A 16,144-nucleotide genomic window follows, 5' to 3' on the forward strand; every position below is an offset into this window, starting at 1 on the left:
CCTGCGGGGCTGCCGGCGCCTACCGCAGCAGGCAGCCCGCGCCCTCCCCCGCAGTCTCCTCCGGCAGGGCCACGAGCCCCGGTTCGGCCTGGTGGGCGAGGAGCGGGTGGGCGGGCAGGACCCGGACCGTGCAGCCGAAGGAGCCGGTGCGGTCGAGTTCCAGGGTGCCCGCGTACGGCTGCCGGCCCTCCAGGTCCGGGCGGCCCGCCGGCTTCAGCGGGACGGTACGGGTTTCCGCGAGGGTGTCGTCGGCGTCGACCCGGCCGGTGACGGCCTGCACCTCGACGTCGTCGGTCCCGAGCCCGTCGAGGAAGACCTTGACCCGGACGACCGGGGTCGAGCCGAGCTCCGCGTCCTCCAGGTCGTCCGCGAGCCCGTCGCCGACCTCGACGTGGTCGACGGTCACCTTGGGCCAGGCCGCCCTGACCCGGGCCTTCCAGGCCGCGAGCTCCCGGGCCCGGTCCGGGGTGAGCGCCCGGCGGGCGTCGGCGGCGGGGACGTAGAGCCGCTCGACGTACTCGCGGACCATCCGGTCGGCGAGGACCTTCGGGCCGAGGTCGGCGAGGGTGCGCCGGACCATCGCCGTCCAGCCGGCCGGGACGCCGTCGGGGCCCCGGTCGTAGAAGCGGGGGGCCACCCGCCGCTCGATCAGCTCGTAGAGGGCGGCGGCCTCCAGGTCGTCCCGGCGGTCCTCGTCCGCGGCGGCGGCGCCGTCGGCGGTGGGGATGGCCCAGCCGAAGTCGGGCTCGAACCACTCGTCCCACCAGCCGTCGAGGACGGAGAGGTTGAGGCAGCCGTTGAGGGCGGCCTTCATCCCGCTGGTGCCGCAGGCCTCCAGGGGGCGCAGCGGGTTGTTGAGCCAGACGTCGCAGCCGGGGTAGAGGCCGCGGGCCATCTCCATGCCGTAGTCGGGCAGGAAGACGATCCGGTGCCGGATCCGGGGGTCGTCGGCGAAGCGGACGAGCTCCTGCACCAGCCGCTTCCCGCCGTCGTCGGCGGGGTGGGCCTTGCCGGCGACGACGAGCTGCACGGGCCGCTCGGGGTGGAGCAGCAGGGCGCGCAGCCGGTCCTTGTCGCGGAGCATGAGGGTGAGCCGCTTGTACGAGGGGACGCGGCGGGCGAAGCCGATGGTGAGGACGTCGGGGTCGAGGACGGAGTCGGTCCAGCCGAGTTCGGCGGCGGCCGCCCCACGCTGGCGCCAGGAGGCCCGGAGCCGTTCCCGTACGTCGGTCACGAGCCGTTCGCGCAGGGTGCGGCGCAGGTCCCACAGCTCGCGGTCGGTGGCGTCGGGGCCGAGCCGGCCGACCTCGGGGGCGACCCAGGTGGGGGCGTGGACGCCGTTGGTGATGGAGGTGATGGGCACCTCGTCGGCGTCGAAGCCCCGCCAGAGCCCGGCGAACATGGAGCGGCTGACGGCGCCGTGGAGGGTGGAGACGCCGTTGGCGCGCTGGGCGAGGCGCAGCCCCATCGCGGCCATGTTGAAGACGCCGGTTTCGCCGCCGAGCGGGGTCTCGTCGCCGAGCGCGAGGACGCGTCCGGTGTCGATGCCGGGGAGGGCCCCGTCCTCGCCGAGGTGGCGGGCGACCAGGCCACGTTCGAAGCGGTCGATGCCGGCCGGGACGGGGGTGTGGGTGGTGAAGACGGTCCCGGCCCTGACGGTCTCCAGGGCGCTGTCGAAGTCGAGCCCCTCTCCCTGGAGTTCGCGGATGCGTTCGAGGCCGAGGAGCCCGGCGTGGCCCTCGTTGGTGTGGAAGACCTCGGGGTCGGGGGTGCCCGTGAGCCGGGTGTACGTGCGGACGGCGCGGACTCCGCCGATGCCGAGGAGCATCTCCTGGAGGAGCCGGTGCTCGCTGCCGCCGCCGTAGAGCCGGTCGGTGACGTTCCGTTCGCCGGTGGCGTTCTCCTCGACGTCGGAGTCGAGCATGAGCAGGGGTACGCGGCCGACCTGGGCGATCCAGATGTGGGCGTGCAGGCTGCGCCCGCCGGGCAGGGCGAGGGTGACCCGGGCGGGGGCGCCGTCGGCCTCACGGAGCAGGGTGACCGGGAGCTCGCCGGGGTCGAGGACGGGGTACTGCTCCTGCTGCCAGCCGTCGCGGCCGAGTGACTGCCGGAAGTAGCCGTGGCGGTAGAGGAGGCCGACGCCGACGAGCGGGACGCCGAGGTCGCTCGCGGACTTGAGGTGGTCCCCGGCGAGGATGCCGAGGCCGCCGGAGTACTGGGGCAGGGCCGCGGCGACGCCGAACTCCGGGGAGAAGTAGGCGACGGCCGCGGGCGGCCGGCCGGCCTGGCCCTGGTACCAGCGGGGGCCGCGCAGATAGGTGTCGAGGTCCTCGGCGGCATCGGTCAGCCGGGCCAGGAAGTCCCGGTCGGCGGCGAGCGCGGCGAGCCGGGGGGCTTCGAGGGCGCCGAGGACCCGGACGGGGTCGGCACCGGTCGGGCCCTCCGGGGCCAGGGAGTCGAAGAGCGCGCGGGTGGGTTCGTGCCAGGACCAGCGCAGGTTGTGCGCGAGGTCGGCGAGGGGTCGAAGGGTGTCGGGGAGGACGGGACGCACGGTGAATCGACGGATTGCCTTCACGTGTTCCACCTTCGCAGGCGAGTACGGAGCGGAGTGGACGCACCACGCTGTGCGTCCGTCGTTCCGCTCCGACGTTAGGACATGTCGCCCGGCCGGGCCACGGTGCCTCGGCGCGCGTGGCGTGTCGGCAGGGCGTCTTTCAGCCGATGACCGGGAGCGGCACTTCGTAGGGCGAGCCCTGGTTGACGGTGTCCGCGTCGAAGGCGCCCGCGGTGGCGTACCGCCCGGCGACGGCGGCGAGTTCCGCGGCGGGGACGACGTCGTGGATGTCCGTGAAGCCGTCCGGGGCGCGCTCGTGGGCGAGGTTGATGACGACCTCGGGGCCGAGCCGCCGGTTGGCGCGCTGGAGGGCGGTCATGGCGGGGCGGCGTTCGGCCTCGTACGCGGCGAGGCCCTCGGCCGGGTCGTCGTGCCGCGCCAGGGCGTGGGCGAGGGCCCGGGCGTCGACGATCGACTGGGTGGCGCCGTTGGAGCCGGTCGGGTACATGGCGTGGGCGGCGTCGCCGAGGAGGGTGGTCCGGCCGTGGGTCCAGCGGTCGAGGGGTTCGCGGTCGACCATCGGGTACTCGTGCGCGGAGTCGGCGGCCCGCAGGATGTCGGGGACGCGGACGCCGTCGAACTCCCAGCCCTCGTAGAAGGGAAGGAAGGTCTCCACGGGTACGCACCGGTCCCAGTCGCCCCGGCGCCGCTCCTCCGCGGCGGCGCAGCCGGAGTCCGCGGGGCGGGCCAGTGCCCAGTTCACCAGGACCTCCCGGCCCGGTCCCGTCGGGCGGCTCATCGGGTAGACCACGGCCTTCTGCCGGTCGTCGCCCGCGATGAGCATGAACGAACCGACGGCCCGCGCCGGCATCCGGGACACCCCCCGCCACACCAGCATCCCGTTCCACGGGGGCCCGCCCTCGCCCGGGTGCAGCGCCGCCCGGACGGCCGAGCGGATGCCGTCCGCGCCGACCAGCACGTCCGGTTCGAGCGAGGCCCGGCCCCGGACGGCGCCCGCCCGGTGCTCCAGGCGCAGCCGCGGCCGCCCGTCCGGCAGCGGTTCCACGCCGCTCACCCGGACCCCCGTCACGAGCGCCGCCGCGCCGAGCCGGGCCCGGACGGCGCCCGCGAGGACCTGCTGGAGGTGGGCGCGGTGCACCGAGAGCTGCGGCCAGCGGTAGCCCGCGCCGAGGCCGCGCGGCTCGCGGGATATCAGGCCGCCGGAGCGGTGGTAGTAGCGCAGCTCGCGGGTGCGCAGGGCGCCCGCCTCCAGCGCGTCGAGCAGGCCGAGGGCGTCCAGTTCGCGGACGGCGTTCGGCAGCAGGTTGAGCCCGGCGCCCACCGGGCGGATCGCGGCGGCCGCCTCGACGACGGTGACGCGCTCGAATCCGGCGGCGTGCAGGGAGAGGGCGGTGGTGAGCCCGGCGATGCCGCCGCCGGCGATCACGACGTGCGGGCTGCGTCCGTAGGGGGAGCGAGCCGGGAAGTAGGCATGGGAGGAAGTGTGCGGGGACATCGACAGCTCCTTCGCGCCGTTAAGCGGCCGCGGGCCCGACAGGGGCCCCGGCGGGACGGTGCCGCACGGCCGCGCGGCGCACCATGGTCTCGTTCTCCCTGGTCAGGTCCAGGATCGAGCGGAGCAGCGCGACGGGGGCGCCGCCGCTGCCCTCCTCGTACAGCCGCAGGTCGTCGCTGTACGCCTTGCGGGCGAGGCCGAGGTGTCGGGCCCGGAAGGTCTTGAGGATCCGCAGCACCCGGCCGAGCGCGGCCGCCGAGTCGACGAGCTCGGGCGGCAGCCGGTCCATCCGCTCCCAGCTGACCGCCGCCGACAGTTTGCTGACCGCCGACACCCCGCCCCGGTGCCGGGCGTGGAACTCCCGCCAGCCGGGCAGCGCGTAGGGCAGGGACTCGGCCAGGAAGGCGTCGTAGGCGTCGTCCGAGCGGTCGCACTGCCACAGCGTCAGGTCGACGAGCCAGAGGGGGACCTGTGCGGCGGCCGGGCCCAGGTAGTCGCGGCCCGCCACCTCGACCTCCTCGAAGTACGGCCGCAGGGTGACCGCGAAGTACTCGGGCGGGACCTGCGCGACCGTGAGGTCGATCGAGTCGACCATCGTCTTCACGTGCCGGGCGACCCGGTCGAGGGCGGAGGCGAAACCGGGGTCGTACGGTTCGAGGCGGGCGACCCGGGAGCAGTCCTCGATCGCCGCGACCAGGCCGGGGAAGACCATGCGGACCGCCTCCTGGAGCAGGGCCTCGGTCGGATGGCCGGTGTACGAGCGGCGGCGCCGCCCGGGCGGGTTCCAGGTCGTGTAGTGGTGGACGGTGTCCCGGGGCACCATGTCCGTCCGGCGGCCGAGGAGTTCGAGGACCGGCAGCGCCTCGGGGACGGCGGCGAGGGGCTGGATGCCGTGACGTTTCAGCGAGCCGAGCAGGATGCCGAGGTCCCGCATCGCGGCCAGCGCGCCCGCCACGCTCCATTGCGCGGCCCGGTCCTGATCGGGGACGAGGGCGCGCAGGGCGACGGTCAGGGCGGCGGTGTCGGCCCGGGCGTTCATCGCGGGCACCGCGGCGAGCAGGGCGTCGGCGCCCAGCGGGTCGGCGGCACGTATGTCCTCGGTGCGATGACGTGGATCGCCGAACAATGGGCGCTCCTTCTCTTGGGGCGCGGTTCGCCGGAGGAACACGGCTCACCCGCCAGGTGGTCGTGGGCGTCGTACGTGTGCGGTCGTTCGGAGGGAAGGTGCGGTTGGTCAGCGGGGGTCGGGTGCGTGGGCGCCCTCCGGGGGCTCGGCCGGCTCGGGGAGGTGGAGGCGTACGGAGAGCAGGGCGGCCAGGGCTGCGAAGGCGGCGCCGGTGAGCAGCGCGGCGCGGAAGCCCGCGGTCTCGGCGGCGGCGCGGGCGGCCTCCAGGGCCCTGGCCCCGGGATCGGCACCGGCCTCGGCACCGGCCCGGGTACGGGAGGTGGCGACGGCCACCAGGACGGCGAGGCCGAGGACGGAGCCGAACTGCTGGCTGGTGTTGACGAGTCCGGAGGCGAGTCCGGTCTCCTCGGGCGCCGCCTCGGCCGTCGCGGCCACGTTGGTGGTGACCATGACGAGCGGCAGGGCGGCGCCGATGAGCAGGCTGGGTGCGAGGACCGTGCTCGCGAAGGTGCCGTCGGGGGTGAGCGCGAGGGCCAGCCAGAGGGTTCCGGCGCAGAGCAGGACGAATCCGAGGGTCATGGCCCGGTGCAGGCCGAGCAGGAAGATGACCCGGCCGGTCTGCGGGGCGACCGCGACGACGACGAGCGAGAGCGGCAGCAGGCCGAGGCCGCCGCCGAGGGGGGCGTACCCGATGACGCTCTGGAGGTAGAGGCTGACCAGGAAGAACATCGGGAAGAGGGTGGTCTGGGCGAGTGCGGCCAGGGTGTTGGAGAGGCGGAGCGCCGGGCGGCGGAGGACCGGGGGCGGGACGAGCGGCGCGGCGGCGCGGGTCTCGACGGCGGCGAAGGCGAGGAGCAGCGCGAGGCCCGCTCCCCCGGCGCCGAGGGTGCGCGCGGAGGTCCAGCCGGCCTCGGTCCCCCCGACGAGCGCGTAGGCGGTCAGTCCGAGTCCGGCGGTCGCGGTGAGGGCCCCGGCGAGGTCGAAGCCGCCGGTCCCGGGGCGGCCTGCGCGGTCGTCGAGGAGCCGGAGCGCGAGGACGGCGAGGGCGGCGGCGAGGAGGACGTTCAGCCAGAAGGTGGAGCGCCAGCCGAGGAGGCCGGTGAGGGCGCCGCCGAGGACCGTGCCGAGGACGCCGCCGAGGCCGCCCATCGCGGCGAAGACGCCGAGCGCCCTGTGCCGGGCGGGGCCGTCGGGGAAGAGCAGGAGCAGCAGGGCGAAGGCGGCGGCCGCGGCGAGGGCAGCGCCGACGCCCTGGGCGGCGCGGGCGGCGACGAGCGCGGGCGCACCGGGGGCGAGGGCGCCGGCGGCGGAGGCCGCGGCGAGGAGGGAGAGGCCGGCGAGGAAGACCCGCCGGTGGCCCAGGAGGTCGGCGACGCGTCCGCCGAGGAGGAGCAGTCCGCCGAAGGTGATCAGGTAGGCGTTGGCGACCCAGGAGAGGCCGGTGGAGCCGGAGCCGAGGTCCGCGCCGACGGAGGGCAGGGCGACGTTGACGATCGCGGTGTCGGTGATCAGGAGCAACTGCGTGGAGGCGAGGAGCGCGAGCGCCCCGCGCCGCGGCCCCGGTCGGGGTGTCGTCACCGGGTCGTCCCGAGGCCGTAGCCGTCGAGGCAGGTCTGGGCGAGCCGCTCGCAGGCGTCGGCGGATCCGGCCCAGGTCTGCATGGTCAGGTAGACGTGGGGGGCTCCGTGGTAGAAGCGCTCGTACTGCTCGTGGCGGCCCGCGAACTCGGAACCGAGCGCGTCCCAGGCGAGCTTGAGGAGTTTGACGCGGTCCTCGGCGGGGTGGCCCGGGGTGCGGAAGTACTGCCGGACCAGCGGGCCGAGTTCGGGGTGGAGGAGGTCCCGCCCGCTCGCGGGGAGCTGGACGAGGGCGCCGCCCGCGAGGAGCTTGATGTCCTGGACGGCACGTGGGTAGAGCTCGCCGGCCATGATCCGCTGGGCGAAGGAGATCTCCTGGCCCGGCCGGACCCCGCCGCGGCCTCCGTCGACCTCCTCGTACGAGGCCTCGGAGCCGAGGACGAAGGCCTTGGCCTGGGCGACCATCCCGAGGAGCCTGCCGAGGGCCTGGGTGACCGGCGGCAGCCTGTCGGTGCCGTGGGAGCGGGCCACGAGGATCGCGAGGCCGGTGAGGAACTCCAGCTTCGTCCAGAAGCGGGTGGCGGACTGGTGGACGAAGTTCAGGTAGGCGGGGGTGTGCCACCAGATCGCCCCGGTGGTGGCGGGGTCCCGGTAGGTGAGGACCCGTTCCCAGGGCACGAACACGTCCTCGCAGACGAGCATCGCGTCGTTCTCGTCGTACCGGGAGGAGAGCGGATGGTCGAAGACGGACCGGGACCGCCCCTCGTAGGAGGTGCGGGAGATCAGCTTGAGGCCGGGGGTGTCGAGGCGTAAGGAGAAGGTCACGGCGTGGTCGAGGTCGTCCTCGGCCAGCGGCTCGATGGTGCCGACGAGGATCTCGTCGGCGAAGACGGCCCCGGTGCCGATGGTCTTGGCGCCGCGGACGACGATCCCGCCGTCCCGTTCCCCGGTGATCCGCAGGGTGAGGTCGTCCGCGCCGGCGCCGGAGGCCGGGTTGGTGAGGGTGAAGGCGGCATGCAGGTCGCCCTCGGCGAGCCGGCGGTGGAAGCCGAGGGCCTGCTCGGCGCCGTCGAAGGCGTCGCCGGTGAAGACGGCGGGCGCGGCGGCGAAGCCGGCCGCGCCGGCGGCCATGTAGTCGGGGGTCCGGCCGAGGAAGCCGTAACTCGCCTCGGCCGTCGTCCGGAAGGCCCGGCGCCGGGCCACCAGGTCCTCGTAGGACCGGGGCACGGCGAAGGCGCGCCGCACCCCGCCCTGGACCAGGACCGGGTGGTGCGCGGGGTCGTCGGCGAGGTCGTACAGGCCGGCGAAGGAGGCCGCCGAGGCCCGGAAGGCGGGGTGGGCGGTGACGTCCTTGACGCGCTCCCCGTCGAGCCAGATCTCGCGCCCGTCCCGCAGCGCCTCCAGATACTCCTGCCCGGACCTCGTCACCGGTCGCTCGCCTCTCCTCGGGTGTCACGGCTCTGCCGTCCCGAGCCTGTCCGGCGCGGAGCGTCCGGGCAATGAACGTCCGTCCAGGGGTCCTTATGAACCGTCCAGGCCCGGCGCGCCGCCTGGACATCCGCCGCGGGGCGCCCCCGGGGGCCCGCGGGAGGCGACCCGGCCGGTTCAGGCGGCCCTGGCGCCGCCTCCCGCGCGGTACTCGCCCGGCGTCACCCCGAACCACTTGCGGAAGGCGAGGTGGAAGCCGACGGCGCTCTGGTAGCCGATACGGGCGGGCAGGGCGGACTGCGGGAGCGACGTCTCGGTGAGGAGCCGTACGGCCTCCTGCATGCGGCGGGCGGCGAGGTAGCGGGCCGGGGACTCGCCGACGAGCTCGCGGAAGGCGGCGGTGAAGGCGGAGCGGGACATGCCGACCTCCCGGGCGAGGGAGTCGATCCGCCAGGGCTCGGCGAAGCGGGTGGTGATCATCACCACCGCCCGGCTGATGCCGGGGTGCCGCAGCATGGGCAACGAGGCGGGGCTGCCCGCGAGTTCGCGCAGCAGCGGGCGGAGCGCGAGGACGAGCGCCATCTCGAAGGCGCGCAGGGTGATGAGCCGGTCGCCGGGTCCGACGGGCCGGTCGGGGGAGGCGAGCAGCCGGAGGGTGTCGCGGAGCAGCGGCTCGCGGTCGACCTGGGCGCGGTCGAGGACGAGGGCCCAGGGCAGGGAGGTGTAGAGGCCGGTGGCGGCGCCGGCGTCGTAGTGGAGTCCGGCGCAGAGCAGCCGGGCCTCGGGGCCCGTGCCCTCGATGACGATCTCGCCGGAGGTGCCGGGCTGCCGTTCGGGCAGGACGGCCTTGAGGGGGACGCCCTGGCGTTCGGGGCGGTCGGCGAGGCGGTGCGCGGTGCCGGTGGGGAAGACGACGAGATCTCCGGCGTGCAGTTCCAGGGAGGCCTCGCCGTCGGTGGTGATCCAGCAGTCGCCCTCGACGACGTAGTGGAGGACGGCGCAGCTGCGTTCGGCGTCGCCTTCGATGGCCCAGGGGGCCCGGACGTGCCAGCGACTGTCGAAGACTCCGGTGAGCCGGAGGGGTTTCAGGAGTTCGGTCAGCAGGTCCTCGTGCTCGGCGCCGGGCTGCCGGGCATCGTGCTCGCGCCGGTGGTGCCGGTCGTGACGGTCGGTTCCCACGGTATCCATGGACGATCCTTCAACTTCCGCCCCGGTTTGTTAATTGAACAGCCGAAGCCGCCGCGACGAGCCTGGAAGGCAGCCGACACGACAGCAGCGACAGCCTATCGAAGGGCCTCAGAAAGACATGTCCAGAGAGATTCCGATGCGGGTGGCGGTCGTGGGCGCGACCGGATTCCAGGGCGGTGCGGTGGCCCGTCTGCTGGCCGAGCGGCACCACCGGGTCCGTGCGCTGACGCGGCGCCCGGAGGCCGACCGGCCGCCGCTGCCCGGTGCCTTCTTCCTCGCCGGCGACCTGGGGCGGCCGGACGACGTGCGGCGGCTCTTCGAGGGGACGACGCACGCCTTCGTCACGATGCCGCTGGTGTACGACCCCGAGCGGGTGGAGGCGTACGCGCGGAACGTCGCGGAGGCGGCCCTGCGCGCGGGCACGGTCCGGCTGGTCCTGAACACCAACACCCGGGTCCCGCACGCCCCGACGGGCTTCCCGGCCTTCGAGACGCGGCGGCTCGCGGAGCGGGTGCTGCGGGACAGCGGGGTGCCGCTGGTGGTGATCCGGCCGCCGGTCTACCTCGACAACCTCTTCTCGCCGTGGAACGGTCCGGCGCTCGTCGACGAGGGCGTGCTCGCCTATCCGCTGCCGGAGTCGGTGCGGACGGCGTGGCTCTCGCACCGGGGTCTGGCGGAGGCGGCGCTCGCGGCGCTGACCCGGGAGGGCCTGGAGGGGCGGACGTTCGACATCGGCGGCGCGGCGGCGCTGACGGGCGGCGAGCTCGCGGCGGCGTTCGGCCGGGGCCTGGGCCGGGCCGTGCGCTATCAGGAGCTGGATCCGGTCGACTTCGAGCACGGCCTCGCCGGGCTCCTCGGTCCGGTGGCGGCGGCCGGGGTGGCGGGGATCTACCACTACATGGCGAGCGGCGCGGACCCGCTGCTCATGGGCGGCGACGACGGGGTGTCGGCGGAGGCGCTCGCGCTCGAACGGGCCCCGGTGGAGGAGTGGGTGGCCCGCCAGCCGTGGCAGGTCTGGTCGACCGACGCGGAGGAGCCGGACGCCTCCCCGCGCCGCTGACCCACCCGCCCATCCGGCCGCCGGTACCTGCCTCCGGCCGACCCGTGAAGAGCCCTGCCTCGCCGAGGCGGGGCTTTTTTCGGTCGTCCGTTCGCTTGCCGGTACGGCTACGTCCTAGTAGTTAACAAAGCGCCGGATTGCCCACCCGAGAACTGTGGGAAGGCTCCTCCGGTACCCACACCCCCGGACCCCCTGGAACCCGTACTCCCTGTGGACCCGCCATTCGAGTGAACGCGGACAGGAGCCGTCATGCCCGCAACCCGCCGGCCGCCGACGGAGCTAGAAAGAGCGCACCACCACCCGCACCCCCGTAACCCGTCAGGTGATGCTGTGAATCCGCTCATGGGACGCATTCCCGTACTGGACGTCCGCCCGCTGGTCGACTGTGGCCGGCGCCCCGCGAAAGCGGTGGCTGGAGAGACCTTCGAGGTGACGGCGACCGTCTTCCGCGAAGGGCACGACGCGGTCGCCGCCAATGTCGTGCTGCGCGGCCCGTCCGGCCGCCCCGGCCCGTGGACCCCGATGCGCGAACTGGCCCCCGGTACCGACCGGTGGGGCGCCGAGGTCACCCCGGACGCCGAGGGCACGTGGACGTACACCGTCGAGGCGTGGAGCGACCCGGTGGCCACCTGGCGGCACACCGCGAAGATCAAGATCCCGGCCGGGATCGACTCCGAACTCGTCCTCGCCGAGGGCGCCGAGCTGCACGAGCGGGCCGCGAAGGGCGTCCCGAAGAAGGGCGGCGGCCGGGAGGCCGTGCTGGCCGCGGCGGACGCGCTGCGCGACGTCTCCCGCCCGGCGGCGGTCCGGCTCGCGGCGGCGCTCGCGCCCCGCGTCGTCGAGTCGCTCGACCGCCACCCGCTGCGCGAACTCGTCTCCGCCTCCCCCGCGTTGCCGCTGCAGGTGGAGCGGGAGCGGGCCCTGTTCGGCTCCTGGTACGAGTTCTTCCCGCGCTCGGAGGGCGTGCGGAAGGTCAAGGGCCGTACGGTCCCGGGGAACTTCCGCACCGCGTCCGAACGGCTCCCGGCGATCGCGGCGATGGGCTTCGACGTGGTGTACCTGCCGCCGGTCCACCCGATCGGCGAGACCCACCGCAAGGGCCCGAACAACTCCCTCTCGGCGTCCCCGAACGACGTGGGCGTGCCGTGGGCGATCGGCTCCCCGGAGGGCGGGCACGACGCGCTCCACCCGGACCTCGGCACCTTCGAGGACTTCGACGCCTTCGTGGCGCGGGCGCGGGAGCTGCGCCTGGAGATCGCGCTGGACTTCGCGCTCCAGTGCTCGCCGGACCACCCGTGGGTGGAGAAGCACCCGGAGTGGTTCCGCCACCGGTCGGACGGTTCGATCGCGTACGCGGAGAACCCTCCGAAGAAGTACCAGGACATCTACCCGATCGATTTCGACGGTGCCGCCGACAACATGGCCGGGATCGTCGCGGAGACCGTGCGGGTGCTGCGGTTCTGGATGGACCACGGGGTGCGGATCTTCCGCGTGGACAACCCGCACACCAAGCCGGTGGTGTTCTGGGAGCGGGTGATCGGCGAGATCAACCGGGCCGATCCGGACGTGATCTTCCTGGCGGAGGCGTTCACGCGGCCGGCGATGATGCGGACGCTCGGCGCGATCGGTTTCCAGCAGTCGTACACGTACTTCACCTGGCGCAACACCAAGGAGGAGCTGACGGAGTACGTGACCGAGCTGTCCGGCGAGACGGCCGCGCAGATGCGGCCGAACTTCTTCGTGAACACCCCCGACATCCTGCACGCCTACCTCCAGGAGGGCGGCCGCCCGGCATTCGAGGCGCGGGCGGTGCTCGCGGCGACGCTCTCGCCGTCCTGGGGCATGTACGCCGGGTACGAGCTGTGCGAGGGCACCCCGCTGCGGGCCGGGAGCGAGGAGTACCTGGACTCGGAGAAGTACGAACTCAGGCCCCGCGACTGGGAGTCGGCGGAGCGGGCCGGGGCGACGATCACCCCGCTCATCACCGCCCTGAACCGGATCAGGCGCCGCCACCCGGCGCTCCGCAGGCTGCGGAACATCACCTTCCACGAGACCGACAACGCGCAGGTGATCGCGTACTCGAAGCGCTCGGGTTCGAACATCGTTCTGGTGGTCGTCAACCTCGACCCGCACCACACCCAGGAGGCTTCACTCTCGTTGAACATGCCGGAACTCGGCCTCGACTGGCACGAGACCGTGCCGGTGCGCGACGAGCTCACCGGCGAGACCTATCACTGGGGCAGGGCCAGTTACGTGCGCCTGGAACCGGGTGTCACACCCGCGCACGTCCTCGTCCTGCGACCGTCCCCGCAGACCGGAGGGTCACCCACCACATGACTGTCAACGAGCCCGTCCCCGACACCTTCGAGGACACCCCCGTCAAGGACCGCGATCCCGACTGGTTCAAGCGGGCGGTGTTCTACGAGGTCCTCGTCCGCTCCTTCCAGGACAGCAACGGCGACGGCGTCGGCGACCTGAAGGGCATCACGGCCAAGCTGGACTACCTCCAGTGGCTGGGCGTGGACTGCCTCTGGCTGCCGCCGTTCTTCAAGTCCCCGCTGCGGGACGGAGGTTACGACGTCGCGGACTACACCTCTGTGCTCCCCGAGTTCGGCGACCTGGCCGACTTCGTGGAGTTCGTGGACTCGGCACACCAGCGGGGTATGCGGGTGGTCATCGACTTCGTCATGAACCACACGAGCGACCAGCACGAGTGGTTCCAGGAGTCCCGGCGCGACCCGGAAGGACCGTACGGCGACTACTACGTCTGGGCGGACGACGACAAGCAGTACGCGGACGCCCGGATCATCTTCGTCGACACGGAGACCTCCAACTGGACCTTCGACCCGGTCCGCAAGCAGTACTACTGGCACCGGTTCTTCTCGCACCAGCCGGACCTCAACTACGAGAACCCGGCGGTACAGGAGGAGATCCTGTCCGCGCTGAAGTTCTGGCTGGACCTGGGGATCGACGGCTTCCGGCTCGACGCGGTGCCGTACCTGTACCAGCAGGAGGGCACCAACTGCGAGAACCTCCCGGCCACCCACGGCTTCCTCAAGAGGGTCCGCAAGGAGATCGACGACCACTACCCGGACACGGTGCTGCTCGCCGAGGCGAACCAGTGGCCGGAGGACGTCGTCGACTACTTCGGCGACTTCCGCTCGGGCGGCGACGAGTGCCACATGGCCTTCCACTTCCCGGTCATGCCACGGATCTTCATGGCCGTGCGGCGAGAGTCCCGCTACCCGGTCTCCGAGATCCTGGCGAAGACCCCGGAGATCCCCTCCGGCTGCCAGTGGGGCATCTTCCTGCGCAACCACGACGAGCTCACGCTCGAGATGGTCACGGACGAAGAGCGCGACTACATGTACGCCGAATACGCCAAGGACCCGCGGATGCGAGCCAACATCGGCATCCGGCGCCGTCTCGCCCCGCTCCTCGACAACGACCGCAAGCAGATGGAGCTGTTCACCGCGCTGCTCTTCTCGCTGCCCGGTTCGCCGGTGCTGTACTACGGCGACGAGATCGGCATGGGCGACAACATCTGGCTGGGCGACCGGGACGGCGTCCGCACCCCGATGCAGTGGACACCCGACCGGAACGCCGGCTTCTCCTCCTGCGACCCGGGACGGCTCTACCTGCCGACCATCATGGACCCGGTCCACGGCTACCAGGTGACCAACGTCGAGGCGGGCATGGCCTCGCCGTCCTCTCTGCTGCACTGGACCAAGCGGATGATCGAGATCCGTAAGCAGAACCGGGCCTTCGGCACCGGGACGTACACCGAACTCCCCGCGTCCAACCCGGCGGTGCTCGCCTTCCTCCGGGAGGATGGCGACGATCTGGTCCTCTGCGTGAACAACTTCTCGCGCTTCGCGCAGCCGACCGAGCTCGACCTGCGACGCTTCGCCGGCAGCCAGCCGGTGGAGCTGATCGGCGGGGTCACCTTCCCCGCCATCGGCGAGCTGCCCTACCTCCTGACCCTTGCGGGACACGGCTTCTACTGGTTCCGTCTCAAGAAGGGCTGACCACCGGTCAGTTCGGATTCGTCCTGGGTGGGACGGTTTCCTCCCGTCCCACTCTGGGCACTGTGACCCACACACGTTCCGCAGCACGATTCAGGTCCATACGGGCCTACTTGTCGGGCCCATACGGATCTTCCCCTCCCGACACGTCCCGCACATCCGGACAGTCCAAGCCGCCATCCGGGACACTCTGCGCATTTGAACGCATACAACAGCCCACTGCGCGCCCCGGGGAAAGGACGCGATGCCATGCCGGAGACCGCATCCACCACCCGGGCCCCGGACGCCCTCCTTCCGTCCCTCGCTCCCCTGCTCCACGAATGGCTGCCACGGCAGCGCTGGTTCGCGGGCAAGGGCCGTCGGGTCATCGGATTCACCCTGGACGCGGCCACCGAGCTGCTCCCCCTGGACGGCGCGGGCCCCGGGCTCCTCCATCTGCTCGTACGGGTCGAACAGCCCGGCCGCCCGGCCGGCACGCCCGCCGACTGCTACCAACTGCTCCTGGGCGTACGGACCCAGCTGCCGCCCCGCCTGGCCCCCGCCCTGATCGGGCGGATCCGGCAGGGCCCGCTCGCCGGACGCGCGGTCTACGAAGGGCTGCGCGACCCGCGGCTCGCGGGACTCCTCTACGAGCGGCTGCGCTCCCCGGGCCGGACCGGCCCGCTGCGCTTCCACGCCACCACCGCGCTACCGCCCGCGCTCGCTCCCCGCGTGCTCGACGCGGAACAGTCCAACTCCTCCCTGGTGTACGGGGATTCGTTCATCCTGAAGATCTTCCGGCGGGTCAGCCCGGGGGCCAATCCGGACCTCGAACTGCCCCTCGCGTTGAGCAGGGCCGGTTGCGCGCGCGTACCGGCCCCGGTCGCCTGGTTCGAGTCGGGGGCCGCGACCCTCGGCGTCCTCCAGCCCTACCTCCGGGACTCCCGGGACGGCTGGCGGCTCGCGCTCGACGCGCTCGCCGACGGCCGGGAGTTCACCACCGAGGCGCGGGCCCTCGGCCGGGCCACGGCCGAAGTGCACCTCGCGCTCGCCGGGGCGCTGCCGACCCTGCGGCTGCCGCGGTCCGAGACCGAGCACCTCGCCGCGGCGATGGACCGGCGGCTGCACGCGGCGGCGCAGGCGGTGCCGGCCCTCCTGCCGTTCGTGCCGGGGCTGCGGGCCGTCTTCGCCGCGGCCGGCGAGGCGCCCGGCGCGGGGGCGCTCCAGCGCATCCACGGCGACCTGCACCTGGGGCAGACCCTGCGGGGCTCGGACGGCGGCTGGGCCGTCATCGACTTCGAGGGCGAGCCGGCGAAGCCGCTGGACGAGCGGCGGAGTCCGCAACCCACGGTCCGGGACGTCGCGGGCATGCTCCGCTCCTTCGACTACGCGGCCCGCACCCACCGGCCGTGGAACGCGGACTGGGCGGCGCGCTGCCGTGCCGCCTACTGCACGGGCTACGCCGAGGCGGCGGGCGTCGACCCGCGCGCCGACCCGGCGCTCCTGCGCGCCTACGAGACCGACAAGGCGGTCTACGAGGTCGTGTACGAGGCCCGGCACCGTCCGGACTGGCTCCCGGTTCCCATGTCCGCGATCGAACGTCTCGCCGCACCCCGGTGACACCCCCCCGCCCCCGCGGCCGGCCGCCCCGCCCCCACGGGCGGGGCGCCGGACCCGTTCGGCCCAGTCGC

At 73.4% G+C, this 16,144-nt stretch carries 10 protein-coding genes; 4 read left to right on the forward strand and 6 right to left on the reverse strand.

Annotated features, from left to right (window positions below; all coding sequences use genetic code 11):
• Window positions 1-19: 19 nt before the first annotated feature.
• The 6 genes from glgP to IE124_RS20175 form a co-directional block, all read right to left on the reverse strand.
• Window positions 20-2,575, reverse strand: a complete 2,556-nt coding sequence (glgP, locus tag IE124_RS20150) for an alpha-glucan family phosphorylase (protein ID WP_189509246.1) — start codon at window positions 2,573-2,575, stop codon at window positions 20-22.
• A gap of 139 nt (window positions 2,576-2,714) precedes the next feature.
• A complete protein-coding gene (locus IE124_RS20155; RefSeq protein ID WP_189509247.1) occupies window positions 2,715-4,070 on the reverse strand; it encodes an FAD-dependent monooxygenase in 1,356 nt (451 codons plus the stop codon).
• Window positions 4,071-4,089: 19 nt separating this feature from the next.
• On the reverse strand, window positions 4,090-5,196 hold the full coding sequence (locus IE124_RS20160) for a monodechloroaminopyrrolnitrin synthase PrnB family protein (protein ID WP_189509248.1): 1,107 nt from the start codon (window positions 5,194-5,196) through the stop codon (window positions 4,090-4,092).
• 108 nt (window positions 5,197-5,304) lie between these two features.
• Window positions 5,305-6,774, reverse strand: coding sequence for an MFS transporter (locus tag IE124_RS20165; protein ID WP_189509249.1), 1,470 nt, complete (start codon window positions 6,772-6,774; stop codon window positions 5,305-5,307).
• Complete coding sequence (locus IE124_RS20170) at window positions 6,771-8,201, reverse strand: 4-hydroxyphenylacetate 3-hydroxylase family protein (protein ID WP_189509250.1); 1,431 nt, start codon at window positions 8,199-8,201, stop codon at window positions 6,771-6,773. The genes IE124_RS20165 and IE124_RS20170 overlap by 4 nt, the downstream gene beginning before the upstream one ends.
• Before the next feature lie 177 nt (window positions 8,202-8,378).
• The gene (locus tag IE124_RS20175; protein ID WP_229832631.1) at window positions 8,379-9,389 is read right to left on the reverse strand and encodes an AraC family transcriptional regulator; all 1,011 of its coding nucleotides are present in this window, start codon (window positions 9,387-9,389) and stop codon (window positions 8,379-8,381) included.
• A 118-nt stretch (window positions 9,390-9,507) separates the two neighbouring features.
• On the opposite strand from IE124_RS20175, the gene IE124_RS20180 reads away from it, so the two are divergent.
• The 4 genes from IE124_RS20180 (at window position 9,508) to IE124_RS20195 (ending at window position 16,073) form a co-directional block, all read left to right on the forward strand.
• The gene (locus IE124_RS20180; protein WP_189509251.1) at window positions 9,508-10,449 is read left to right on the forward strand and encodes an SDR family oxidoreductase; all 942 of its coding nucleotides are present in this window, start codon (window positions 9,508-9,510) and stop codon (window positions 10,447-10,449) included.
• 342 nt (window positions 10,450-10,791) lie between these two features.
• Window positions 10,792-12,786, forward strand: a complete 1,995-nt coding sequence (locus IE124_RS20185; protein WP_229832632.1) for an alpha-1,4-glucan--maltose-1-phosphate maltosyltransferase — start codon at window positions 10,792-10,794, stop codon at window positions 12,784-12,786.
• Window positions 12,783-14,477: a maltose alpha-D-glucosyltransferase gene (treS, locus tag IE124_RS20190; RefSeq protein WP_189509253.1), complete on the forward strand. Its 1,695-nt coding sequence runs from the start codon at window positions 12,783-12,785 to the stop codon at window positions 14,475-14,477. The genes IE124_RS20185 and treS overlap by 4 nt, the downstream gene beginning before the upstream one ends.
• A gap of 246 nt (window positions 14,478-14,723) precedes the next feature.
• Window positions 14,724-16,073 (forward strand): maltokinase N-terminal cap-like domain-containing protein, encoded by a 1,350-nt coding sequence (locus IE124_RS20195; protein WP_189509254.1) that lies wholly within the window; start codon window positions 14,724-14,726, stop codon window positions 16,071-16,073.
• Window positions 16,074-16,144: the final 71 nt, after the last annotated feature.

Source organism: Streptomyces narbonensis, assembly GCF_014649015.1.
Classification (GTDB): domain Bacteria; phylum Actinomycetota; class Actinomycetes; order Streptomycetales; family Streptomycetaceae; genus Streptomyces; species Streptomyces narbonensis.